This window comes from Paenibacillus sp. FSL R5-0810 (assembly GCF_038002285.1).
GTDB lineage: Bacteria > Bacillota > Bacilli > Paenibacillales > Paenibacillaceae > Paenibacillus_AQ > Paenibacillus_AQ lactis.
Window position 1 is genome coordinate 5,453,884 of sequence record NZ_JBBOCF010000001.1, and the last position, 23,674, is coordinate 5,477,557.

General features: G+C 55.0%; 21 protein-coding genes. 11 read left to right on the top strand and 10 right to left on the bottom strand.

Annotated features, from left to right (window positions below):
- Window positions 1-41 precede the first annotated feature (41 nt).
- Both MKX76_RS24220 and MKX76_RS24225 read left to right on the top strand, forming a co-directional pair.
- Window positions 42-473 carry an HTH domain-containing protein gene (locus MKX76_RS24220; RefSeq protein ID WP_007127449.1) on the top strand — a complete coding sequence of 144 codons (432 nt, stop codon included), beginning with the start codon at window positions 42-44 and terminating at the stop codon, window positions 471-473.
- A gap of 35 nt (window positions 474-508) precedes the next feature.
- Window positions 509-1,375, top strand: coding sequence for an IS3 family transposase (locus MKX76_RS24225; protein ID WP_244152659.1), 867 nt, complete (start codon window positions 509-511; stop codon window positions 1,373-1,375).
- Between the two features lie 198 nt (window positions 1,376-1,573).
- Here the strand turns inward: MKX76_RS24225 and MKX76_RS24230 are convergent, their stop codons facing one another.
- Entirely contained in the window at window positions 1,574-2,617 is a 1,044-nt protein-coding gene (locus MKX76_RS24230) for an LLM class flavin-dependent oxidoreductase (RefSeq protein WP_210094060.1), read from the bottom strand.
- A 407-nt stretch (window positions 2,618-3,024) separates the two neighbouring features.
- On the opposite strand from MKX76_RS24230, the gene MKX76_RS24235 reads away from it, so the two are divergent.
- Window positions 3,025-3,765 carry an HAD family hydrolase gene (locus tag MKX76_RS24235; protein WP_340898452.1) on the top strand — a complete coding sequence of 247 codons (741 nt, stop codon included), beginning with the start codon at window positions 3,025-3,027 and terminating at the stop codon, window positions 3,763-3,765.
- 250 nt (window positions 3,766-4,015) lie between these two features.
- On the opposite strand, the gene serS is transcribed toward MKX76_RS24235, so the two are convergent.
- The 4 genes from serS to MKX76_RS24255 all read right to left on the bottom strand — a co-directional run bounded on the left by serS (window position 4,016) and on the right by MKX76_RS24255 (window position 7,864).
- Entirely contained in the window at window positions 4,016-5,326 is a 1,311-nt protein-coding gene (serS, locus tag MKX76_RS24240; protein WP_340898457.1) for a serine--tRNA ligase, read from the bottom strand.
- Between the two features lie 333 nt (window positions 5,327-5,659).
- The gene (locus tag MKX76_RS24245; protein ID WP_341034739.1) at window positions 5,660-6,433 is read right to left on the bottom strand and encodes an ABC transporter permease; all 774 of its coding nucleotides are present in this window, start codon (window positions 6,431-6,433) and stop codon (window positions 5,660-5,662) included.
- An 87-nt stretch (window positions 6,434-6,520) separates the two neighbouring features.
- Window positions 6,521-7,243, bottom strand: a complete 723-nt coding sequence (locus MKX76_RS24250; RefSeq protein WP_340898461.1) for an ABC transporter ATP-binding protein — start codon at window positions 7,241-7,243, stop codon at window positions 6,521-6,523.
- A gap of 96 nt (window positions 7,244-7,339) precedes the next feature.
- Window positions 7,340-7,864, bottom strand: coding sequence for a PadR family transcriptional regulator (locus tag MKX76_RS24255; RefSeq protein ID WP_007128943.1), 525 nt, complete (start codon window positions 7,862-7,864; stop codon window positions 7,340-7,342).
- 359 nt (window positions 7,865-8,223) lie between these two features.
- On the opposite strand from MKX76_RS24255, the gene MKX76_RS24260 reads away from it, so the two are divergent.
- Window positions 8,224-8,979 carry a threonine/serine exporter family protein gene (locus tag MKX76_RS24260; RefSeq protein ID WP_144878589.1) on the top strand — a complete coding sequence of 252 codons (756 nt, stop codon included), beginning with the start codon at window positions 8,224-8,226 and terminating at the stop codon, window positions 8,977-8,979.
- A 61-nt stretch (window positions 8,980-9,040) separates the two neighbouring features.
- Window positions 9,041-9,490: a threonine/serine exporter family protein gene (locus MKX76_RS24265; protein ID WP_034272385.1), complete on the top strand. Its 450-nt coding sequence runs from the start codon at window positions 9,041-9,043 to the stop codon at window positions 9,488-9,490.
- A 49-nt stretch (window positions 9,491-9,539) separates the two neighbouring features.
- Here the strand turns inward: MKX76_RS24265 and MKX76_RS24270 are convergent, their stop codons facing one another.
- The 4 genes from MKX76_RS24270 to MKX76_RS24285 all read right to left on the bottom strand — a co-directional run bounded on the left by MKX76_RS24270 (window position 9,540) and on the right by MKX76_RS24285 (window position 14,263).
- Entirely contained in the window at window positions 9,540-10,172 is a 633-nt protein-coding gene (locus MKX76_RS24270; protein WP_341034740.1) for a response regulator transcription factor, read from the bottom strand.
- Window positions 10,138-12,408, bottom strand: coding sequence for an ATP-binding protein (locus MKX76_RS24275; RefSeq protein ID WP_341034741.1), 2,271 nt, complete (start codon window positions 12,406-12,408; stop codon window positions 10,138-10,140). The genes MKX76_RS24270 and MKX76_RS24275 overlap by 35 nt, the downstream gene beginning before the upstream one ends.
- A 70-nt stretch (window positions 12,409-12,478) precedes the next feature.
- Window positions 12,479-13,291 carry a CPBP family intramembrane glutamic endopeptidase gene (locus tag MKX76_RS24280; RefSeq protein ID WP_341034742.1) on the bottom strand — a complete coding sequence of 271 codons (813 nt, stop codon included), beginning with the start codon at window positions 13,289-13,291 and terminating at the stop codon, window positions 12,479-12,481.
- A gap of 339 nt (window positions 13,292-13,630) precedes the next feature.
- The gene (locus MKX76_RS24285) at window positions 13,631-14,263 is read right to left on the bottom strand and encodes a hypothetical protein (protein WP_144878593.1); all 633 of its coding nucleotides are present in this window, start codon (window positions 14,261-14,263) and stop codon (window positions 13,631-13,633) included.
- 273 nt (window positions 14,264-14,536) lie between these two features.
- Between MKX76_RS24285 and MKX76_RS24290 the strand changes: the two genes are divergently transcribed.
- The 6 genes from MKX76_RS24290 (at window position 14,537) to MKX76_RS24315 (ending at window position 22,312) form a co-directional block, all read left to right on the top strand.
- Window positions 14,537-16,306, top strand: a complete 1,770-nt coding sequence (locus tag MKX76_RS24290) for a LytS/YhcK type 5TM receptor domain-containing protein (RefSeq protein ID WP_341034743.1) — start codon at window positions 14,537-14,539, stop codon at window positions 16,304-16,306.
- Window positions 16,293-17,093, top strand: a complete 801-nt coding sequence (locus tag MKX76_RS24295) for a LytR/AlgR family response regulator transcription factor (RefSeq protein WP_007128935.1) — start codon at window positions 16,293-16,295, stop codon at window positions 17,091-17,093. Before MKX76_RS24290 ends, MKX76_RS24295 begins: the two co-directional genes overlap by 14 nt.
- 470 nt (window positions 17,094-17,563) lie before the next feature.
- The gene (locus MKX76_RS24300; RefSeq protein ID WP_007128934.1) at window positions 17,564-17,869 is read left to right on the top strand and encodes a DUF485 domain-containing protein; all 306 of its coding nucleotides are present in this window, start codon (window positions 17,564-17,566) and stop codon (window positions 17,867-17,869) included.
- A gap of 4 nt (window positions 17,870-17,873) precedes the next feature.
- Window positions 17,874-19,385 carry a solute symporter family protein gene (locus MKX76_RS24305; protein ID WP_007128933.1) on the top strand — a complete coding sequence of 504 codons (1,512 nt, stop codon included), beginning with the start codon at window positions 17,874-17,876 and terminating at the stop codon, window positions 19,383-19,385.
- A gap of 128 nt (window positions 19,386-19,513) precedes the next feature.
- Window positions 19,514-21,073 (top strand): solute symporter family protein, encoded by a 1,560-nt coding sequence (locus MKX76_RS24310; RefSeq protein WP_007128932.1) that lies wholly within the window; start codon window positions 19,514-19,516, stop codon window positions 21,071-21,073.
- 90 nt (window positions 21,074-21,163) lie between these two features.
- Window positions 21,164-22,312: a glycerate kinase gene (locus MKX76_RS24315; protein WP_210094055.1), complete on the top strand. Its 1,149-nt coding sequence runs from the start codon at window positions 21,164-21,166 to the stop codon at window positions 22,310-22,312.
- Window positions 22,313-22,512: 200 nt separating this feature from the next.
- On the opposite strand, the gene MKX76_RS24320 is transcribed toward MKX76_RS24315, so the two are convergent.
- On the bottom strand, window positions 22,513-23,394 hold the full coding sequence (locus tag MKX76_RS24320) for a class I SAM-dependent methyltransferase (protein ID WP_341034744.1): 882 nt from the start codon (window positions 23,392-23,394) through the stop codon (window positions 22,513-22,515).
- Window positions 23,395-23,674: the final 280 nt, after the last annotated feature.

Genomic DNA, 23,674 nt, shown 5'->3' on the forward strand with positions numbered 1-23,674 from the left:
TTGTGTTTTAATCAAGGTATGTGACGAGGAGTGATACGAGAATGGGGAAGTTGAAACGGGTGCTCTTTACCGAGGAGCAAATGAGGAAGCTGGAGGAGAATCCAAACGTACACCATGTGACCGAGGCGGCCATTACATACACACCTGCATTCAAGCTGGAGGCGCTGAAAGCCTACAAGCAGGGGCAGACACCTTCAGAAATCTTTATTCGTGCCGGCTTCGACCTGGACGTTATTGGTCATAAGAAGCCCAAGGACAGCTTAAAACGGTGGCGTGAAACCTTCGAACTGTACGGTGAGGAAGGTTTGGCTACAGAGCGGCGCGGTAAGGGCAGTACAGGGCGCAAGCCAACTGGTCAGTTGTCAGCCGAAGAAGAATTGAAACGGGCTAAGGCCCAGATCAAACTGCTTGAAGCTCAAGTGGACATGCTAAAAAAGCTCGAAGCGCTCGATCGGCAGAAGAAGAAACGCTGACGCCCTCCGAGCGCTATGAGATCATAAATCGCACCATTCGGGCATATGGCCTGAAACGAATGACACGCTATCTATGCGAGCTCGTGGAAGTAAGTCCAAGCGGCTATTACAGGTGGCTGGGGACGGAAGAAGATCGTCAACTTCGTGCTGCCGCCGACGAGCAGGACATCCTTCTCATCAAGCAGCACTTTGACGCGCTCCGCGGCAAAGCAGGTGCGCTTGTGATTAAGATGCGGCTGGAACAGATAAGCGGCGTTGTCATGAACCACAAGAAGATTCGCCGGCTTATGAAAAAGGCAGGCTTGGTAGCCGTAATCCGTCAGGCGAACCCCTACCGCAAGATGGCTAAGGCAACTCAAGAGCACAAGACGTGTCCGAACCTGCTGGAGCGAAAGTTTGACCAAGGCGAACCTGAGAAAGTGTTTCTCACTGACATCACTTATTTGCGCTATGGAAGCGGACACTGGGCATACCTTTCCTGCGTGAAGGACGGGGCGACCAGGCAGATCCTTGCCGACAGCGTGGCAGCAACACTCGAGCTTCCAATTGTCGAGCGGACGCTACAGCGTCTTTTAGAGCGATTAGATGGAAACATTCATCCAGAAGCGATTCTGCACTCCGACCAAGGGATGCACTACACGCATCCTAAAACCCGTCTTCTCATTGCTAAGGCAGGATTTAAGCAGTCGATGTCGCGCAAAGGCAATTGCTGGGACAACGCCCCGATGGAATCATTCTTCGGTCACTTGAAAGACGACGTTGATTTTAGCGATTGCCAAACTATTGATGAAGTGAGGGTGCGAGTGAAGGAGTACATAAGCTACTACAACTCAGAACGATACCAGTGGACATTAAAAAAGATGACCCCCGATGAATTCAGAGGTCATCTGCTTGCTAGCTAAGCTCTAGGCGGTTTATTTCAAACTGTCCACAAATCGGGTCACAGTTCATGGTAAGATGGCTGGCTGGTTTATATTAAATTAATTATGCCCCATCTATGACTTTTTCGTGCATATTTGTGTGTGATTTCGTGTGCATTAAAAAAAGACCTACCCGCGTATAACAACGCTGGGTAGGTCTTATCCAGTGGAATGATTCGCTTAGCGCTTACTCAGGCCGACGGCGTCTGCCAACAGCTCGTAGGACCGGAGACGCGCCTTGTGATCATAGATCGCGGCGGCTACAATTATTTCATCCGCTTGAGTCATGCGCTGGAACTCCTCCAGCTGCGCGCGGACGGTAGCCGGGCTGCCGATGGCGGAGAAGCTGAGCTGCCGCTTCACGATCGCCTGCTCCTGCAGGTTCCACAGATCATCCATGCTGTCGACCGGCGGGCTGAGCTGGCCGGTACGGCCCCGGATGATGTTCAGGAACTGCTGATACGGCGATGTCGCCAGCCGCTGGGCTTCCTCGTCGGTATCGGCGCAGATGACGTTCACGCCGATCATCGCGTAAGGCTTGCTAAGCTCCTCCGACGGGCGGAAGGTGGAGCGGTACAGGTCGAGCGCCGGCATAAGGTAATCCGGCGCGAAGTGGCTCGCGAAGGAGAACGGAAGCCCGAGCTGTCCCGCCAGCTGTGCGCTGAAGCCGCTGGAGCCCAGCAGCCAGATCGGGATGTCGAGCCCTTCGCCCGGTATTGCCCGGACCCGCATGGACGAGCCGGAGATGGGCTTGAAATAGGTCCGCAGCTCGCCGAGGCGGTCCGGGAAATCCTGCCCATCGCTGCCGGGGCCGCGCCGCAGCGCCCGGGAGGTAAGCTGATCCGAGCCCGGTGCCCGGCCTAGCCCGAGATCGATCCGGCCCGGGTAGAGCGATTCGAGCGTGCCGAACTGCTCGGCGATGACCAGCGGCGCATGGTTCGGCAGCATAATGCCGCCCGACCCGACGCGAATTGTGTTCGTTCCGCCGGCCACGTGGCCGATGACGACCGAGGTCGCGGAGCTGGCGATGCCCGGCATGTTATGGTGCTCGGCCAGCCAGTAGCGGTTGTAGCCCCATCGCTCGGCGTGCTGGGCGAGGTCGAGCGTATTTTTGAGCGACTGTGCTGCAGTGCTGCCAGCGGTAATCGGGGCGAGATCCAGGATCGAGATCGGAATATCGCTCACCGTTCTTGGTTCTGTATGATGAAGATCGGATTCAGACATGTTGGTTGCCTCCTTCTTCGTGCAGAGCACGGCAAGATTATATAGAGACGGGCATCCTGGCTTCCTGACGATAGGGCACCGAGGATGACCGCGGATAAGTATGGTATACCCAGTCACCGGATTCCCTATATAACCATCATTATATACCTAGTTAATTGATAAGAAAAATATGCAAGGGAATGATTGCCGGGTTAGCGGATTCCAAAACAGGACCCGACGAGGCTCCGAAGCTATTGATAATCCGATTCGGGCATTCCGATTGATCGATTGAGGCTGACTTTTCTCAAATTTGAAACTAAAAATATAAAGGAATGCCAGGGACGTTAACGAACTTCTTATCATTACATCATTACATCGATTCAAAAAGAAGATCTTTAAATTATCCAGGAGAGCAAGGGGAATGGCCTATGGCAAATTACAAAATGCTGGCACTTGATCTGGACGGCACGACGTTAAATGAAGAAGGAATCGTGACCGATACGACCCGGTATTGGATTCAAAAGGCGGTTGATTCCGGCGTCATGGTGATTTTCTCAACCGGAAGGGGGATGCAGACCGTCATCGACCTTTGGAACAGTCTGGGATTGAACGGCCCGATGGTACTGCTGAACGGAGCCGAGCTGTGGACGGGAAGGGAGCAGCTGTGCGAGCGGCATTTTTTGAAGCCGGAAGAAATTCGACAGCTGCACCGGCTGGCGCTGGAGGCGGACGCCCATTTCTGGGGATACAGCGTGGAGAGCCTTACGAATCGCAAAAACTGGACGGAGGAGATGTTTGAGCGGCGATGGATGAAATTCGGCATGCATCATCCTGATCTGTCGGTCATTTCGAAGCTGCGGGAGCTTGCCTCCGAGATCGATACGATTGAAATTTCCCGTTCGGCAGCCGTCAATGTGGAGATTTCCCCTCGCGGCATATCGAAGGAATCAGGCGTGCGTACGATTTGCAGCAGGCTTGGTATCGATATGCGCGAAGTGATGGCTATCGGTGATAACATGAACGATTACCGTCTAATCCGGGCAGCCGGACTTGGCATTGCCATGGGGAACGCGGATGAGGAGCTGAAGGCGATTGCCGATGCGCAGACGGACACGAATGCGCGGGACGGCGTTGCCAAGGCGATTCAGCGCTATATTTTCGCTGATTGACAGCCTTGGATGGTAATCGTTAAGGAGATGGAGTGGCAGTAGTATAACGAGACAAGCCCAATGGCGACTCGTCCAAGCATCGACGATAAACATCATGCAGCAGCGACTGCGGAATGAATCGCGGGGGCTCTTTCCATAATCCAAAGAGGTGCCCCCAAGATCTGCTAATCTTATGGGGCACCTCTTATGCGTGATTACGATTCCCTTAGAGGGAAGCAGAATTTGCTTTTTTCTGCGCTGGATCTATAGTTTACTCCTCCAAGCCGAAGCCAGCCGGAGCTTCAATTCGCTCGAGCCCGTTCATATAAGGCTGCAGCGCCTTCGGAATACGGATCGAGCCGTCCGCCAGCTGGTGGTTCTCCAGCAGCGGGATCAGAATGCGGGGCGAAGCGACGGCGGTGTTATTCAAGGTGTGGCAGTGGCGAAGCTTGCCTTCCGCATCCCGGTAGCGGATGTTCGAGCGCCGGGCCTGGAAGTCGAGCAGGTTCGACGACGAATGGGTCTCGCCATAGGCCCCGCGGCTCGGCATCCATGTCTCAATGTCGTACTGCTTATACGTCTTCTGCGACATATCGCCGGTGCAGACGGCAACGACCCGGTACGGGAGCTCCAGCTTGCCCATCAGCTCCTCGGCATTGGCCGTGATCTCCTGAAGAAGCCGCTCCGACGTCTCCACGTTCGCCTCGCACAATACGACCTGCTCGACCTTCGCGAACTGGTGCACGCGATAAAGACCGTAGACGTCCCGGCCGCCCGAGCCGACCTCGCTGCGGAAGCACATCGATGCGGCCGCCAGGCGGATCGGCTGCGATACGTCGACGGTTTCGCCGCTGTAGTACGATACCAGCGGGACCTCCGAGGTGCCGACGAGCCATTTGTCTTCCTCGGCAATCCGGAATGCCTGATCCTGGCCGAGCGGGAAGAAGGCGGTGTTTTGCATAGCCTCCGTCCGTACGGTCAGCGGCACATCCATCAGGGTAAAGCCCTTTTCAACAAGCATATCGATCGCAAGCTGCTGCACCGCTCGATGAAGCAGGGCGCCCATACCCGTCAAGTAGTAGCTCCGGGTGCCGGCGGTTTTCACCCCGCGAGGGATGTCGATCATGCCGTGGAGCTCTCCAAGCGCGACATGGTCTTTATATTCAAAATCAAATGCAGGAGGCGCGCCTACGCGTCTGACCTCCACGTTGTCCTGATCCGAAGCACCGACCGGCGTATCCGGCGAGACGATATTCGGGATGAGCAGGAGAAGCTCCTGATATATGGCCTCAACCTCGCGGAACTGCGCCTCCTGGCCGCTCAGGCGCTCGTTGATCGTTTTGACCTGCTGCTTCGTTTGTTCGGCCGCTTCTCTGCTGCCCTGACGCATCAAGAGGCTGATCTCCTCCGACAGCGCGTTCCGCTGCTGGCGCAGCTCTTCCACCGACAGCAGCAGCGCCCGCCGCTTGTCATCCAGCTCAAGCAGTTTTTCCACCGACAGGGCGATCCCTTTCTGGTCTGCTACCCGCTGCAATTCCTCCTGTGCTTCTTTGCTTTGCCGAATCCATTTCATGTCCATCATGGTTAACCGCGCTCCTTTTCATATTGAAAAATAAAAAAGCGTCCTAGTCCATATGGGACGAGGGACGCTTAAGCGCTCGCGGTGCCACCCAAATTGATTGAACCGTACCTGCGCGTATAACAATGCCGCGGGCCCTCATTCAATCCTCTTGATTCCGCAGTAACGGGCGGACCCGGTTAACTTAGGGGACGGTGCACCTTACAATCGATCGGCTGCCCGGTTCCCTTGGCGAAAACGCCTCCGAGTTGGATGCTCTTCATCGGCCTGATGCTGATATTGTTGTACAGTATACCGCAAGAGGCCACTTTTATACAAGGGGCAGCACGCGAAACATTACATCGAGGCCGCCTGCTGCCCGGCCTGCCGCTTCTTCCAGAAGGGAGGCTGATCTGCGTCCCAGCGGAAGGTCAAGACGGCCGCCCCGAGGCACAGAATTGTAAATCCGATCAGGGTGGCGAGCGGCAGCCAGAGTCCGGAAGCATTCCCTTCAGGATGAACGGCGATGCCCATGGCTTCCACCAGATAGTGAAACGGCTGCAGATGGCCAATGGTAACGACCCATTGCGGAGCATGGTCCAGGGAGTAGAAAGCCTCGCTGGTGAACAGCATCGGAAAGCTGATCAGGTTGGAGATCATGTTGACATTGCCTTCGTCCTTTGACAGGTTAGCGGCCAGAAAGCCGAGCGCGGTAAAGCACACGGTACCGATCAGCAGGACAGTCAGCATCAGCGCCAGGCTGAGCAGATTCAGCTTCACTCCAAGGAGCACAACGCTCATCAAGGTTACGCATGCACTGACGAGGAGCGCCAGCACGGTGCGGGAGCCTGTCATCGCAGCGACGAACGAGGCGGTACGGAACGGGGTGGCGCGCAGCAGCTTGTAGACGCCCCGGTTGCGCTGAGCCATCACGTTAAAGGCCGTAACCATCGTTGCTCCGAACAGGATATTGGTCGTGAGCACACCGCTCAGCAGGCGGTACGAATAAGCTCCGTCGTTAAAATAAAGCCCTAGCCCCGCCAGCATGGCAATGGGAAAGACAATGTTCCAGACAAGGGTGTGGGTATCGCGGAAGAGTGCCCGCAGCATGGTGTTCATGATGGTAAGCATAGAAATTCCTCCTTTTTGGTTTTCGTTTCGGCGCGAGAAGCCATAGAAGAGAGGGACATTAGCCGCTCCCGCTCTTGCCAGGTTCGTTCACGTTGGTTGTGCATCCGCATCCGTCAGCCGGATGTACAGCTCCTCCAGGCTATCGACCTGGTAACGGTCCAGCAGCTCCTCCGGGGTGCCGGAGGCCCGGACCCTTCCGCCGCTGATGAGCACCAGCCGGCCCGCCAGCTTATGCACCTCCTCCATGTCATGGGACGTGAAGACGATGGATGCGCCGGATTCGGCCAGCGAGCGAATAAGCTCCCGAATGTCCCGGCGTGCCCGAGGGTCAAGTGCGGCCGTCGGCTCATCCAGCACGATCAGCTTCGGCCCGTGCACCAGGGCCATGGCGATCGCGAGCCGTTTCTGCTGGCCCCCGGAGAGCCGCAGCGCATCGGTTCTCGCGGCCTCCTCCAGACCGCAGCGGCTCAGCTGGCGCATCAGCTCCGAGTCCGGGAGACGCAGGCCGTAGAAGGCTGCGAACATCCGCAGGTTCTCGAGCGCGGTGAAGCCGGGAAAGAACGGGGTCGACTGCAGCTGCAGCCCGATATGGCGCGCGGGCTCCTGCGTCCAGTACAGCACGCGTCCGGCATCCGGACGGCGGAGCTGAAGGACCAGATCCAGCGTCGTAGACTTTCCTGCTCCGTTCGGCCCGATGATGGCCAGCACCTCCCCTTCCCGGATAGCCAGATCCACGCCGTCTACGACGGTGCGGGAGCCGTAGCTTTTCGTCAATCCCGAGGCTTGAATCAAGGTTTTCGTATGCATCATCTACATCCTCCTTATATTAACCAATGTTATTTATCCAATGTTGGATATATGCCGTGAATGAAAGCCGCAGTCTGAACTGCAGCTATCCTGAGGCACTTATTCCTGCAATAAGTCCATGATGTTTCGGAGAAAGGCGGCATCCTGCTCGAGCAGCGAGATGGCGTTATCGAAGGTGGCCATGGCGATCTTGGAGAGCCCGTATTGTCCCTTGATCTCCTTGCCTGAACGCCACTGGGCGAGCGATTCCTCGACCTGCCGCAAATTTTGCTCCAGCAGCTCCAGCGCCTCCGGCTTCGGAATGCTCTCGATCCAGATGAGACCGAGGGAGAAGTCCGATTTGACCGAGTGCGGGGGCAGGGTCAGCGTTTCGCGGATCATCTGCTGGAACAGCTCTTCCCCCGCGTCCGTAATGCTGTATATTTTACGAAGCCGGGCGCCGGTGCGCTCCTCCGCGGTGGCCACAATGAGGCCGTCCTGCTCCATTTTATTCAGCGCGTAATAGATCGAGCCGGACAAAATATTCGTCCACAAGTCCATGCGGCTGCTCTGAATGAGCTGCTGGATCTCATATCCGTGCATGGGACGCTGGCGGAGGAATGAGAGCAGAATCAAATTGGTCATGTCGTTCACTTCTTTCGAATGAATTGAGACTCCTTGTAATATAAGGGCGGAAAATAAGAGATCATCCAGAATCCAATATCCAACGTTGGATATTCAACTAAGGTGATTATATGGAGGATGGAATCATTTGTCAAGATGTGATCGGGGGAAGACTTCTTTTTAGAGGCCACCGGGGGTAGTCTCCAGTTACCAGGCCATGGTGCGAGATTGAAACGAACACTGCCCCGAGCAGTTGCGGTGGAAGCCCGTCTGTTGTCCGCGGCGATGCTTTAAAGCATATCCTATGCTTTATCGAGGCAATGATACTATAATAGGGGCATACCGTGTTGAATCGGAAGCTGTCATCAGGAGGATTGGGATTGAACGAATCATTGAAGCGGGAGCATGACATCATCAAGGTCTGCCTGTTGGCAGGAAAAATCATGCTGCAGAGCGGAGCGGAGACATACCGGGTGGAGGACACCATGATGCGGATCGCCGCCTCGTTCGGTGTTACGAACAGCCACAGCTATATGACGCCGACGGGCATCATCTTTTCCGTGGAGGAACCGCAGCATATTACGCGCTTGATCCGGATTTCCGACCGGACCACGAATTTGGACAAGATTGAAAAGGTCAACAGTGTGTCGCGAAAAATAAGCCTGGGTGAATTGACGATTGAAGAAGCGTATCAGGCTCTTCAGCAGATCGAGCAAGAACCGTCCATCTATCCCAACTGGCTGCTGATCCTGCTCTCGGCCGTCGCCAGCGGCTGCTTCTTGATCATGTTCCGCGGCATTTGGGCCGACTTCCTACCGGCTGCGGTAGCCGGAGGGCTTGGTTTTACTTGCTTTGTGGTGATGCACCGGGTCATTCCGGTTCGGTTCTTTGCGGAATTTTCGGGTGCGCTTGTCATTGGCATCGTCTCGGTATGGCTGGTCAATCTCGGGATCGGGCAGGAGCTGGATACGATCATTATCAGCTCGGTTATGCCGCTTGTGCCCGGGCTGCTCATCACGAATGCGATTCGTGATTTGATGGCCGGGCACCTGATTTCGGGCTTGTCCAAGGGGGCGGAGGCCTTCGTTACGTCGTTTGCCATCGGAGCGGGCGTGGCGTTCACGCTTTCATTCTAGCTGAGGGATGTGGGACATCCCGGATCGGTGGTTTTAGTCAAAAAACATAGGGTAGAGGAGGATGGCCGTGATCGGCTTTTATATCCAGCAGCTCGTGACGAGCTTTATCGCTTCCGCCGCCTTCGGCATGATCTTCAACGCGCCGCGGAAAGCGCTGCTGCAATGCGGCTTTGCCGGAATGGTGGGCTGGCTGCTCTATATTTTGCTCCAGGATATGGCGGTCAAGCCGGTGACGGCCACGGTGGTGGCGGCCTTCTGCGTCACGATGATCAGCCACTTTTTTGCGAAGAAGTACAAGACCCCGATCATCGTCTTCAGCGTATCGGGCATTATACCGCTCGTACCGGGCGGGGTTGCCTACAATGCCCTCCGGCATGTGGCGGAGAATCAGTTCGATCAGGCCGTGCAGCTGGGGGCACAGGCCTTTATGATCTCTGGCGCCATCGCGCTCGGGTTGCTGCTCTCGGAGGTCATCAACCAGGTGATCCGAAAATGGTCCGTTATGCGGTGAGCTGGGCTCTTTAAAATAAAGCGCGGTGTATAAGAATCCACCGGAATGTTCACTTTTCCCCATCATGCAGCCGCTCCAGCAAACCCAGCTCATAGCCCTTGGAAACCGCACCAATCCTCGTCTTGACACCGAGTTTCCGGTTAATGGCCGTCATGTGGTATTCAACCGTCCGTTGACTCATCAACAACGCCGTTGCAATTTCCTTGTTCGTTTTCTCTAACGCGATGTGTTTTAACACCTCCCGTTCCGTCGGCGTCAACTGGTCGGTTCTGGGGAGAGCAGTCATCCGCTCCGATACCAACCGGTGACCGAGCAGGCTCTGCCGAATGGCATTCATGATTTGCGGGTAGGTCGCTTGCTTGGACAAATAGGCATGCACGCCGATCTCAAAAGCTTTATGTACATATTCGTCGTACTCGTATCCCGATAATACGATCAGCTTGACTGAAGTGCCATAAGTTCGTTTTAGCTCCTCCAGCACCTCGAATCCGTTCATGCCTGGCATCGAGATATCAATAACGACGACATCCGGATGCAGCAATGCGATTTGAGACAATAGTTCGCGAGGGTCATTGAATGTTCCGGCTACACGAATATCTGATTCCCGCTCAAGTCGATTTTTCAACCCCTCCATGACTAGTGGATGGTCATCCAGCAGTACCACCTTGATGGGCTGCTCCATGGTTTGAACTCCCTTCCTGCTTCGGCAGCCAAACGTGGACGTTTGTCCCGCGCCCGGTTGCCGAGTCAATATCGATATCACCCTTGAATTGTGCAACCTGGCTTCCGATCGTGGCGAGCCCGAATCCGCGCCCGCCTGCAGCAACCGGATCTATTCCGATGCCGTCATCTTTGATTTGACAGTGGACCGCGTCATGGGTTTCCCATAAACGTATAGTCAGATTGTCCGCCTTGGCGTGTTTTAACGCATTGTTTGCAAGCTCCCGCACAATACGAAACAATGTGATCTTGTATAACGGAGATAGCGTTTCCGGCAGCCCATTCACGAGATTAGTCGTCGGCCCGCCATTCTCTTTAATCGTACGCATCAGCCAGCGCAGAGCGTCACCCAGTCCCGCTTGATCGACGATATGTGGATACAAATCATCACAGAGCAGGCGGATGTCGCGCTGTGTATCGTAGAGACATTTCAACCAGATTGCTGTGTGCTGCTTGCTGCATTGTTGCGTATCATGCAATTCTTCCAGATCGCGGGAGAGAAAAATAAGGTTTTGCAAAACATGGTCATGCAAATAGTATGACGTTCGAACCTGCTTCGCTTCTTGCGCTTCCACTAGACGGTATTCGGATTGATCCCCGGTCAATGTGCCGCGTGCTTGACGCAGCTCATCAAGCAGGGCAGTGTTCGTCAGCAAACGAACGGTTTCCCGTCTCACCTTATCGATTAACCCGAGCTCCTCCGAGGTGAAAACGGTTCGGTTTTTTTTCGCGCCTAATCCCAAATAGCCTATGATCGGTTCGCCGGGTTGGACAACAAGGTCCAGCACCTGTTCGAAACCGTGTCCTGACAGCGCCTCCCGCGGAATTGGCTTGCCTGCATCGGCGAATTCCGTGATTTCCGCAAACCTCCCCGTTCCGTAGATGACGGCTTCAGTATCACGATTCCAGACAAAGCACAACCCCTCTATTTCCGTTACGCTATGGACAAGCTCTGCTGGCATGCGCAGCAGGTCGCGGCTATTGCGGTGTTCTGCAAGCCGGATTGACATCTCCAGCCGTTGTCGGTCAAGCCGGTCTTCACGCCGCTCCCGTTGTCGCTTGATGCTGTTGATGCTCATCTGGTGCATCAGCACAAGGATAAGGAATGCGCTGCATAGCACAAGCGTTGTTTTGGAAGCGCTGCTGCGAATGAGAGCAGCGATCAAAATGAGCATCAGCCCGATATACAAGCTGTGTATGGCCAGTCGTGGAAGATAGAAGCGCATGTCGACCAGCTTCTGTCGTGCCAATAGCGATAATACGGAAGCCGGGAGGATCACGAGGCCGGTCAATGCCGTATCCGGGGGCGTCATAAATTCACCCCACAGCAGATCGGGCAGCGCACACAAGAACAAATAGGGCAAGAGACTGAAGGCCAGCGCGGCCGCAAACGTGAGCAGGCTGTTTTTCTCGGCTCGGTCCATCGCTTTCCAATAGGCAGCCGCAATAGCGAAAATAGCTAGAAATGTTGCGAACAGCCCCATATGGATGACGCTCCGGGTCCAACCTGGAATAACGCCTAGTGAGAAGATGATCAGGGCATACGCGGCGAACAATGCGGCCATCACACGGTATAAGGCCAGCACCAGGCCGATCCACCGGGGAACAGATCGGAATACGAAAGAGATGAAAAAAGCCAACAACAGGTAAGGCAACCAGCTCGCCACCATCGGCATAATCCATCCGGTCAGCGTGGTCTCCGTCGAGTATACGGACAGCAGTGTCGCTGCCATGGATACATTCAGCGCATAAAATCGACGGACCATATGTGACTCGGGCTTTTTCCGGTAAGCCACCAGTCCGATGGCAAGCAGCGCCAGCTCCGCGCAACCGGTGAACAACCCCTTGTACACGTCTGATGATTTTGCGCTATTACGCATTTCAATCGTGTCCAGTCCATCACGCACGAACAGAAGCGTCCCCGATTGCTTCAAGTATGACTGGCTGCCGAGCTCGATCATATCAATGGGTGCTTTGCCATCCATCGCGACGAGCTGATCGCCGATACGAACGCCCCATTGCGCTGCATGGCCTGCATGATCGACGGATGATACGATCCATGCGCCACGATCCTCGCGGAACAATAAACCGGTATATGGATTTTGGAGCGTAGCGACATGGATATAGGCCGCTACAACAAGGTATAAAAAGGCCGTTCCGTATACGACCCAGTTGTATTTCCGCAGAATAGTCGACAAGCTGCAACCCCCTTGCTGCCATTGTACTATCTTTTTTGCTGTGGATGAACGACAAACAGGTTTGTTTGCGTCACACCCCTACCAGATAGAGTGTAATGGCTCCCCACAAAAAGTTGGTGAACAGATGGAACAGGATGGCTACATAAATATTTTTCCGCAGCTTGACTAAAATTTCGAATGGAGTAACGATTGCCAGAGGCAAGAGGGCCCAGTTGATGGGAGCCTGCCACATGTGGTAGAAATAGAAAATGAAGGAGATCCACAGCCAGTCAAACTTTAAGCGTCCCACTTTACGCAGCAGATAGCCACGGAAATAAATTTCTTCCCCGATGAAATTGCCGACAAGGCCGATCAGAAGCAGCGGTAAGGGGAAATCGTAATATCCCTGGTTGAAAATATGCCATTCTCCCATATGAAGCGCAGAAAACCCGTTCAACCAGTCAAACAGCGGTGTATACACATATCTCATGTAAGGCAGCGAAAGTATTGTGAACAGCACAGTCAAGAGGGGCAGAACGGTCAGTATGCCCTTCAGATCGAATTTTCCAAAACCAAGGTAAACAAGGGACTGTTTGAACGACAGCCCGTCTTTGAAGCGGAGCATCAAAAAAGGAAAGAGCATATGCCATCCGATCGACATCACGACGAGAGCAATAAACTGTACATAAACAGAGGATAGACCCGTCCACTTCATGATCGGCTCACGCAACGGAAAGGTGAACAAGTACGCGATCAGACCGGGGAGAAGGCCAAGGAACAGATAGAACGCAATGTGCTTCTTCGTCTTGGCTTCGTATGAGCGTACGAAACGGACATAATCAGGATCAGACAAATTGAAGAAATGAATAATTTTCTGATAGAACGTTGACGGCATTTTAGGCATAAGAATAACCCTCCACATAAGGATACCAATTCAATGGCTGTTTATGTTCCTTATTATAGAGGGCTTAGATGAGGAGGAAATCCGTATTCCCCAACGATTCCGGGGGGGAAGCACGCCGAATTTTTTGCGTGATCACGCAGCGGATTTTTGCCGGCCAACGTGGAATGAATTGAACTCGTGCCCAAATCAACCATTTATTTCACCATGATGCTCATATTGCCTGATCCAATTTAAAAAGATAGAATGTTCGATCCCCAGGGATCTCACAATGGATTTCAAGCTTTATCGCACATGTTAACGAGGACGAAGGCCTTAGCTGCTTTTTTTTTGGGGAGGATCCTAATTATCAATTAAATCAATAACCTTAAAGATATCTTTGGTTAAAGTTGAAATAGCAGTCGTGTATTCGGATTTCGTAACAAATTCCTTAGGATAGCTCGTAATATTATACAGACTCACATCTTTTGTAGATTCTGAAGTTAATTGAGTGCTTATTTTCGCGAGTAATTCTTTTATCTCTTCCCAGTTCTCAGGGAGTTTTGCGTTATTCCGTTGAGTAAAGAAATATCTGTTTAATTTATAGATCATCGTTTGCAAATTTTTATTCGTTTCAACAATGTTATGAAGCTCATGATTATAATCATTGCTGTCCAAACCTTGGATTAACACTTCTAAATTTGAATAGTAATCAGTACTGTTTCCTATTAAAAATCCCTGTGACAATAAGAAGGCATCATTTGGTTTACTATACTTATCATTTTCTAGCTCCAATAACAATCTATACGTGCTTTGAATACGACTCGAATAATCCGTAAATATATTGTAGCTATTGTTATTGTCGTGGATCGGTTGAGAAGTTACAGGCAGTTTGTCCCCACCAACTCGGTTGGATACAACAAATTGGAGCAGGTTTGAAATCAGTACAAGTACGGTAGTTATTATAATCCACTTTAGTAAGTATCTTTTCTTCATTTCACTTCCCCCTTATCTTGCATTTGTTTTGCCTTTCACCAGACAAGAGCAGCCCTTTATCATTTTGCCATTCGCTTCATATATTCCTTTTTATTGTCTTCTCTGCAACCTGTGCCTTATAATCATCATGCATCAATTGAAAACGCATTCGCGTGGGAATGGAATCGAATTCATTCATAACCGTAACCAATCATGTAACCATAACCAGACATCAAAATGAGGCTAAGTAGCTGAAGCATAAGCCGTATTTTACGCGGGGAGAGGGAGGTTCCTATGCAGGAGCTTGCGCTCCATCTGTTCGAACGGATGGGCATGCTGCTCATCCTTGCCTTTATATTGACCCGAATTCCGCTGTTCCGCCAATTACTCGATCGGAAGGGGATATCGGGCGTTCAAAGCGTGTTTTACTCCTGCCTCTTCGGGCTCTTCGGCATTCTAGGCACGTATGCCGGGGTAGTTGTGGAGGAGGGGGGCATCAGCACCTCCTTTTGGCTGATGCCTCTGACGAAGGATCAGGCGCTGGCCCATGCCGCCCTGGTCGGCGTTGTGATCGGAGGATTGATGGGCGGTCCCCGAGTCGGCTTCGGCGGAGGTCTTCTGGCGGGAGCGCATCTTCTCTATATGGGCGGCTATACAGGACTGGCAGGTGCCATTACGGCACCGCTGATCGGCGTGCTTGCCGGCGGCGTCGCCCGCTTCTTCGCGCAGGAGCGGGTGGTCTCCCCGGCGAAGGCGCTGTTTGTCGGCATGTTTGCCGAGGTGCTGTTCATGGGTGTCATCCTGATCTGTGCTGAAGATTCCCTAAAGGCGATCGAGCTCGTAAATCTGATCGGTCTGCCGATGGTACTGACGAACAGCATCTCGATCGCCGTGTTCACGACGATGCTGCGGGTGGCGCTTGCCGAAGAGGAACGGGCCGCGGCGTACGAGACGGAGAAGGCGCTTCACATCGCCGAAGCAGCCCTTCCTCATCTGAAGCAAGGATTGACGTACCGGACGGCACAGGCGGTGGCCGATCTGCTGCTAAGGGAGCTCAAGACAACGACCGCCGTCGCGGTCACCGACACCGAGCGGCTCCTTGCCCATGCGGGGGCGGCCAGCCGGACCATTGAGCCAGGAGAAGAGATCAGCTCCTCTATGGCGAAAAAAGTGATCGCAACCGGCGAGCTCCACGTAGTGGATCATGCCGAGGATATCCAGCCGCAGCATCCGTCGCTCGGCGCCGCGATCCTCGTCCCGATGCTGGAAGGAAGCCAGATCGTCGGCGTCATCCAGCTGTACTTCAAGCGGCCTCAGGATATCGGGCGGGTCGAGCTGGCGATGGCCCGGGGGCTGGGCCAGCTGATCTCTTATCAGCTTGGCGCCACCTCCCACGAGAATATGGCCAAGCTCATGAAAGAGGCGGAGCTGAAGCTGCTCCAAGCCCAGATCCACCCGCATTTTCTGTATAATACGTTGAATGCGATTCACTCCCTGATTCGCTCGGACCCGCAGCTGGCGAGGCATGCGACGATGCAGCTGGGCGCGTTCATGCGTCTGAATGCCAAGCTAATGGCCTCGCGTGCCACGACGGTCCGCGAGGAAATGGAGCTCTTGCGTGCCTACCTGGACATTATTCAGATCCGGTTCGAGGACCAGTTCAATTTTCATTGCGCGCTTGAGCCGGGACTCGAGGAGCTGCAAATACCGCCCGCCACGCTGCAAATGCTGGCCGAGAACAGCATCAAGCACGGCCTGCGCAATACGGCCAGCGGCGGTCTCATTAAGCTCACGCTCAGGCGCGACGGGGATATGGCTGTCGTCCTGCTGGAGGACAACGGCTCAGGCATATCGCCGGTCTTGCTTGAGCGTCTCGGAGAACGGCCGCTTCACGAGAGCGGCGGGACGGGAATCGGCATTTACAATATCAATCAGCGGCTTATGGGAATGTACGGCCGGGAAGCCAGGCTTATCATCGAAAATGTTGCGGAGGGCGGATTGCGCATATCGTTCCGCATCCCCTGCAGCGTATTGGAAGGGAGTCGTTGCCGTGAAGCGAATTAAAGTGATGATCGCTGAAGATGAACGGCTGGCAAGGGAAGAGCTGGCCTATTTGCTCGAGCAGGAGCCGGATATCGAGATGCTGCCTTATGCGGCTAGCGGAAGGGAGCTGCTGGAGCTCGCTGCGCAGTGGCAGCCCGATGTCGTATTCCTCGATGTCCATATGCCGGAGCTGGAAGGCCTGCAGGCTGCGCGGATGCTCAAAGCCTCGCCGCACTCGCCGCTTATCGTGTTCACGACCGCTTATGACGAATATGCCGTTGAGGCATTCGGCCTGAATGCGATCGATTATTTGCTGAAGCCATACAGTCATATCCGCTTTAAGGAATCGCTCGAGCGGATCCGCGCCAGGTATGCCGGAAGTCAGGGACTGTCAGGCGCGACTGTGCCTGCAGCCGTCCATGCACGACCGGGGGGTCTGCAGCCGCCGGAAGCCAAGGCCGGCAAAATGAGCGGATTGCTGCTGCTGGACGACGGCGACAAGCATGTGCTGGTCGATCCCGAGGCGATTCTTTACGCCGTTAGGGAAGAGCGGATCGTCGCCATTCACACGGCGGAAGGACAGCGGATCATGAGCAAGCAGACCTTGCAGGAGCTGGAAGAGCGACTGACCGGCTATTCGTTCTTTCGGCCGCACCGGAGCTATCTGGTGAACGTGAACCGCATTGCCGAGCTGTCGCCCTGGACGAACGGGGCTTATAACATTGTCATGAAAGACGAGTTGCGGACGGTGATCCCGCTATCCAGAGAGGCGGCTAAGGATTTATTCCGGCTGCTGCGAAAAGCGTAGACCTCTAACGCCACCCGGACTCATGGAGCGTTCCGTCCCCAGTGTTAGGGCAGAATGCATTTCGATGCAGAGTTGCTTCTCTGGGCGACGGCAGCACGCGCTCCATGCAGTCACTTCCCCCTGCGTCGGCAGCACACACTCAATGCAGTCGTTTTCACCTGCGTCGGTAGAATGCATCTGATACGGGAATGCTTCCCCTTGGCGTCAGCTGAATACGTGTTCGATCACGCTGAGCCAATTCCCCCCCCCCTGTATCGGCTAACGCTTCACGAATGTGAATTTGCCGTCTGGAAAGCGGTGGTAAACGACACTTTCCAGACGGCAAATTCGGCGTTTCGCGCAGCTCATCCGACGCTTTGCGCAGGAGCGGTAGTAGGAGCCGCGGCTGCCGTATATAATCGATTTAAAGCGCTTACAATCGAAAAGGCGCAGGTTAATCCGAATTTCCGCCATGGATGGAGGGGAAAGTAATGGAAGCGAAGGAAAAAGGCTATACGGAAGTATGGCACTCGGACAAATTCAAAACGCTGCTCTCCCGCAAGAAACGATTCATTGTCCCGATGACGGTATTTTTCCTGCTGTTTTATTTCGCATTGCCGATTCTTACGTCATACACCGACGTGCTGAATCGTCCGGCCGTAGGACCGATCACGTGGGCCTGGGTGTTTGCGTTCGCGCAGTTCATCATGACTTGGGTCTTGTGCATCCTATACTCCCGCAAGGCTTCGCAGTTCGACCGAATTGCCGATGAGATCAAAAAGGATATGGGGGCATAGGCATATGGCGATTGCTTTGTTTTGCGGTATTGTGCTGCTGACGCTTGTCATTACGTATTTCGCTGCCAAAAAGACGACCAATACGAGCGATTTCTACACGGCGGGAGGAGGACTCAAGGGCTGGCAGAACGGCACGGCCATCGCCGGGGACTACATGTCGGCGGCATCCTTCCTCGGCATCGCCGGCTCGATCGCGCTGGTCGGCTTCGACGGCTTCTTCTATAGTATCGGCTTCCTGGTCGCTTATCTGGTCGTGTTGTACCTTGTGGCCGAACCGCTTCGGAATCTGGGCAAGTATACCGTAGCGGATATGATCGCCGCCCGCTTTGCAGACAAGAAGGTACGCGGCGTCGCTGCGCTCAACACGATCTCGATCTCCATCTTCTATATGATTGCGCAGCTGGTCGGCGCGGGGGCGCTGATTAAGCTGCTGCTCGGTCTGGACTACGTGACGTCCGTACTGATCGTCGGCGTGCTGATGACCATCTATGTCGTGTTCGGAGGCATGCATGCCACCAGCTGGGTGCAGATCTCCAAAGCGGTGCTGCTGATGGCCGGAACCTTCATCATCTCGATCATCGTATTTGCGAAATTCGACTTCAGCCTGACGAATATGTTCGAGCATATGAAGACGGCCACACCGCTGAAGGAGGCCTTCCTGAATCCCGGCAACAAGTACAAAATCCCGCTTGAGACGCTCTCGCTGAACCTGGCGCTCGTGCTCGGCACGGCCGGATTGCCGCATATTTTGATCCGTTTCTTCACCGTCAGAGACGCGAAGACGGCTCGCAGCTCCGTCGTCTACGCCACATGGATCATCGGTATCTTCTACGTGATGACGATTTTCCTCGGCTTCGGTGCTGCTGCCTTCGTCGGGGCGTCCGATATTACCGCAGTCGACAATGCGGGCAACATGGCCGCCCCGCTGCTGGCCAAGGTCATCGGCGGCGACTTCTTGTTCGCCCTCATCTCGGCCGTTGCCTTCGCTACGATCCTCGCGGTCGTAACCGGCCTCGTGCTGTCGGCGGCATCGGCGTTCGCCCACGACTTCTACGGGCAAATCCTGCGCCGCGGAAGCGCATCGGAGAAGGAGCAGCTCAAGATGGCGCGTTATGCCTCGATCGGCGTATCCGTCGTCTCGATCCTGCTGGCCCTGTTTGCGCAGAAGATGAACGTCGCGTTCCTCGTCTCGCTTGCTTTTGCGGTCGCGGCCAGCGCGAACCTGCCGGTTATCCTGTTCACGGTATTCTGGAAAAGGTTCAATACGGCCGGCGCGATCACCGGCATGCTGACCGGACTGATCAGCACGGTTATCCTCGTCGCGCTCAGCCCGAATATATGGGATCCGGCGGGCAAGGCCATTCTGATCGGGGAGCCGCTGTTCCCGATGAGCAATCCGGGCATTGTCTCCATTCCGCTCGGATTCCTGGCCGCCTACGTCGGCACATTCCTATCCTCCTCCAAGGACGATGCGAAGTATGCCGAAGTGCTGGTGAAGGCGAATACGGGCGCATAAGCAGCGCCGATTGTACTTCATATGGGCTCAGATTTCAAAAATGGGTGGTCTTCTATCTGCATTTTAGCAGGAGGATCACCCTTTTTTTGTCATCTTATCGTAAAATGATAGAAGGAGCTTAAGCGTATATGAATAAGGAGGCCTGGTACGTGAACATATCCGGCATCGTTTTTTTTCTGGCGATCGTCATCGGGACGCTTATGATGACGTATTACGCTGCGGGAAGGACAACCAGCACGAACGATTTCTACGCGGCAGGCAACCGGCTGAACGGCCTCCAGAACGGGCTGGCCATCTCGGGCGACTATATAAGCGCCGCGTCCTTTCTAGGCATTGCGGGCTCGATTGCGGTGTACGGCTTTGACGGATTTTTCTATTCGATCGGATTTCTGGCCTCCTATGTGATTGTGCAATACCTCATCGCCGAGCCGCTTCATAATTTGGGCCGGTATACGATGGCGGATGCGGTTGCGGTCCGGTTCAGAGAGAGACGGCTGCGCGGATTAATCGCGCTCAATAACCTGATGATCACGGTCTTTTATATGATTGCTCAGTTGGTCGGCGCAGGCTGGCTTGTCCATTTGCTGTTCGGCCTGGAGACCTCATGGGCCATCGTGCTTGTCGGCGGTCTGATGACCGTATATGTCACCTTCGGCGGCATGCTTGCAACCTCCTGGGTGCAGATCGTGAAGTCTATTCTGCTGGTGAGCAGCACGCTAATGATCAGCCTTATCGTGCTGTCACGGTTTGATTGGGATCTGTTGGGGCTGTTTGCCTCCATGGAGCATGGAACACCGCTCAAGGAACAGTTCCTGAAGCCGGGGAATATGTTTGATCACCCGCTGGATATGATCTCATTCAACATGGCGCTGGTACTGGGCACGGCCGGACTACCGCACATCATTGCCCGCTTTTATACGGTTAGGGATCCGCGCGCGGTTCGGCTGTCGGTGAAGACGGCGACCGTGACGATCAGCATCTTCTACGTGATGACGATCTTCCTCGGCTTCGGGGCGGCTGCCTTCGTGGATTGGTCCGCGCTGTCGGAGCGGGTGGAGCTGGCGATTCCGCTGCTGGCCAGCGCACTCGGGGGCGAGTTTCTCATGGCATTCGTATCGGCGGTCGCGTTCGCCACGATTTTGGCCGTGATCTCCGGTCTCGTGCTCACCGCCTCATCGGCCTTTGCCCATGATGTGTACAGCAGCATTTTCCGCAGCGGGCAGGCGAGCGAGGCGCAGCAAATGAAGGTGGCCAAGCTGTCTGCGATCGTGGTCGGCGCGGCTTCCATTGTGCTCGCGCTCGGAGCGCAGAAGCTGAATGTCGCCTTCCTTGTTTCGTTTGCCTTCGCGGTTGCGGCCTCGGCGAACTTGCCCGTGCTGCTGTTCACCCTATTCTGGCGCGGCTTTAACGCCTTCGGCGCGATGGCGAGCATTACCTGCGGGCTGGTATCGTCCCTTGCGCTCATCGCGATCGGCCCGAACGTCATGGACCCGGTTACGGGCTGGATCCGGGCCGAGGCGATATTTCCGCTGAAGCATCCGGGGATCGTCTCGATTCCGATCGGGTTCGCCGGCGGCATCCTCGGCACGCTGCTGGCACGCAGAACCAGCTCGAGGGGACAGTTCGAGATCATGCAGACGATCGCTCATGTCGCCCCGGACGAGATCCGAACGCGGGAAGCAGGTTGAAAAGGACTAAGGGGATTCATGACCGGAACAATCAAAAGACGCCTGAAGCGACAAAGAGACTTGAAATTATGAGGATTGGCAGGGGATAACGTGAAACGGGACTATGTCATTGTGCTGGCGCCTGACTCTTTCAAAGAGAGTTTGACAGCCAAGGAAGTATGTGAAGCGATGGAACACGGCATCAAGAAGGGAAGTCCGGATGTCACCTGCATTCATGTGCCTATGGCGGACGGCGGAGAAGGAACGATGCAATCCCTTGTGGATGCGACAGGTGGTACGGTTTATACCCGAAGGGTGACGGGTCCGATGGGGCATCCGGTAATGGCCTCGTACGGCATTTCCGGCGACGGCAGCACCGGCATCCTCGAAATGGCCAGTGCCAGCGGGATTCATCTCGTGCCGCCGGCGGAGCGGAATCCGCTGGCGGCGACGACCTACGGGACGGGGGAGCTGATCAGAGCCTGCCTGGGCCACGGAATCCGCAAGCTGCTGGTCGGCATCGGCGGCAGTGCTACGAATGATGGCGGAGCCGGAGTGGTGCAGGCGCTGGGCGGCAGACTGCTGGATGCGGAAGGCAAGGAGCTTGACTATGGCGGAGGGGAGCTGGGGCGCCTTGCTAGGGTTGACTTGTCGGGCTTCGATTCCCGTCTTCAGGATGTGCAGGTGGAGGTTGCTTGTGACGTCACGAACCCGCTTTGCGGGGAGACGGGGGCCTCCAGCGTGTTTGGGCCTCAGAAAGGGGCGACTCCGGATATGATCCGAATTTTAGATCGCAATCTCCGTCATTATGCCGAGGTGATTAAGCAGGAGCTCGGCAAGGATATTGCGGACGTACCGGGTGCCGGGGCCGCGGGCGGACTGGGCGGAGGTTTGATGGCCTTCCTGAACGGGACGCTAAGGAAGGGGATCGATATGGTTATCGATTTCACCGGACTGGAGAATAGGATCCGGCAGGCCGACATGGTATGGACCGGAGAAGGTGCGATGGACTCCCAGACGCAGTACGGCAAAACGCCGCTTGGCGTTGCCAAGGTTGCGAAACGGCACGGCAAGCCGGTCGTGGCGCTGGCTGGTCGGGTCGGCGACGGAGCGGAGATCCTGTACGACCTGGGAATTGATGCGATATTCGGAATTATGCCCGGCGCTTCCACATTGGAGGAGGCGCTGGCAGGCGGGCGGCGGAATGTGGAGAGAACCTCGGAGAATATCATCCGCCTGATGCAGGCGATGAACCGGTGATGATCCTGGCCGGTTGACCGGCTGGATTGGCATTCCGTTTGAATTTAGCCTAGCAACCGTGCGCAACTCCCGGTGCGCACTTTAGTGATGACTTCCTGCACGATGTTCGTCCTCGCCCGGACGACCTGATATGTTAACAACAGCAGGGGCAGCTTCTTCTTACGGGAGAGGCTGCCCCTGCTGCTGTCATGCTGCCCAGGTTATTTAATGCCGATTCGCATGCGGTAGCTGAGCATGAGCGGAAGGGTTCGTTCCTGGAAATACTCCTTCACCATCGCTTGGAATGACGCGATCTTCTCGTGAAGCTCGGGTTGATTTAACTTGAAGACGGTTTGGATGTCGCCTTGGCTGACGGCAAGCCCGGTGTAACGGTCTGCGGTAAACGGCTCGACGTGATGGAAAACGATTTCCTTGGAGAACCGGAACAGTCCGCTCTCCCGGATATGCTTCAAATGCTCGTTTTTATCCCCTTTGTATGCCTGGTCCTCCGGATTGACGCGGCGGTCGATGATGTCATCGGCCAGCCGGATCAGCTCATGATAAGCATGCTCGATTCTCCAGGTGAGGCTGGGCGGCCAGTCACAGTCGTAGGCGGCGAATACGCCCTCCTCGCGCAGCACGCGTGCGGCCTCCTTCAGCGTACTGGCAGGCTCCATCCAGTGAAAGGACTGGGAGCAGGTAATGATGTCCGCAGCCCCATCCGGCAGCGCCAGCTGATTCGAATAGCCGGAGACGAAGGTAATGGCGCCCGATTGAGCATGGCCGTCAGCCCCCTGCTTCGTGAGGGACTGCAATTTGGCGAGAGCCTTTCCCCGCATATCATCGTTAGGCTCAACGCCGATAATCCGGTCCACAGCGTCCTTCCATACAAAAGACGACAATCCGGTCCCGCAGCCCAGATCGACGACAAGCGAAGGTCTGCGGCTCAGATATCCGGTGAGCAGGGTAACGACCTCCTCCGGCGCCTCCAGGCGGTGCCGGTCATAGGTGTCTTCGAAGCCGCTAAAGCGCTCCACGTTGCTGACACGGTTGCCTTCGGGAACGGAGTCCCCTTGCCATATTTCGGTCAAGTCCTTGGTCATAAGCGATTCATCTCCTTTTTCGTTTCTCGATGGAACTGGCTGCTCATGCGTTTGTAACTATCTTATCATAGCGGAGGAACATATTTACAGATGGAGCGGGGAGTGGGGCGCGCCGTTGGTAAACAGGGGTTCATCCCTAAAGGAGGGGGACATGGCCTTAAGCAGCTGGCGGCCCGGGTGGGGTGGTGTGACAGGAGGTCCAGCATGTACAATAGAGGAATTAGAAGATCAGGGTGGCAGGGAACCGGTCACAGATGATTTTACCGGCAAGCATACCATA

What these genes read in the sequence shown, in the direction of transcription:
- MKX76_RS24220 (WP_007127449.1), top strand. Translation starts at nt 42, where the DNA reads ATGGGGAAGTTGAAACGGGTGCTCTTTACCGAGGAGCAAATGAGGAAG.
- MKX76_RS24230 (WP_210094060.1), bottom strand. Translation starts at nt 2,617, where the DNA reads ATGTCTGAATCCGATCTTCATCATACAGAACCAAGAACGGTGAGCGAT.
- MKX76_RS24235 (WP_340898452.1), top strand. Translation starts at nt 3,025, where the DNA reads ATGGCAAATTACAAAATGCTGGCACTTGATCTGGACGGCACGACGTTA.
- serS (WP_340898457.1), bottom strand. Translation starts at nt 5,326, where the DNA reads ATGATGGACATGAAATGGATTCGGCAAAGCAAAGAAGCACAGGAGGAA.
- MKX76_RS24245 (WP_341034739.1), bottom strand. Translation starts at nt 6,433, where the DNA reads ATGCTTACCATCATGAACACCATGCTGCGGGCACTCTTCCGCGATACC.
- MKX76_RS24250 (WP_340898461.1), bottom strand. Translation starts at nt 7,243, where the DNA reads ATGATGCATACGAAAACCTTGATTCAAGCCTCGGGATTGACGAAAAGC.
- MKX76_RS24255 (WP_007128943.1), bottom strand. Translation starts at nt 7,864, where the DNA reads ATGACCAATTTGATTCTGCTCTCATTCCTCCGCCAGCGTCCCATGCAC.
- MKX76_RS24265 (WP_034272385.1), top strand. Translation starts at nt 9,041, where the DNA reads ATGGCCGTGATCGGCTTTTATATCCAGCAGCTCGTGACGAGCTTTATC.
- MKX76_RS24270 (WP_341034740.1), bottom strand. Translation starts at nt 10,172, where the DNA reads ATGGAGCAGCCCATCAAGGTGGTACTGCTGGATGACCATCCACTAGTC.
- MKX76_RS24280 (WP_341034742.1), bottom strand. Translation starts at nt 13,291, where the DNA reads ATGCCTAAAATGCCGTCAACGTTCTATCAGAAAATTATTCATTTCTTC.
- MKX76_RS24285 (WP_144878593.1), bottom strand. Translation starts at nt 14,263, where the DNA reads ATGAAGAAAAGATACTTACTAAAGTGGATTATAATAACTACCGTACTT.
- MKX76_RS24290 (WP_341034743.1), top strand. Translation starts at nt 14,537, where the DNA reads ATGCAGGAGCTTGCGCTCCATCTGTTCGAACGGATGGGCATGCTGCTC.
- MKX76_RS24300 (WP_007128934.1), top strand. Translation starts at nt 17,564, where the DNA reads ATGGAAGCGAAGGAAAAAGGCTATACGGAAGTATGGCACTCGGACAAA.
- MKX76_RS24305 (WP_007128933.1), top strand. Translation starts at nt 17,874, where the DNA reads ATGGCGATTGCTTTGTTTTGCGGTATTGTGCTGCTGACGCTTGTCATT.
- MKX76_RS24310 (WP_007128932.1), top strand. Translation starts at nt 19,514, where the DNA reads ATGAATAAGGAGGCCTGGTACGTGAACATATCCGGCATCGTTTTTTTT.
- MKX76_RS24320 (WP_341034744.1), bottom strand. Translation starts at nt 23,394, where the DNA reads ATGACCAAGGACTTGACCGAAATATGGCAAGGGGACTCCGTTCCCGAA.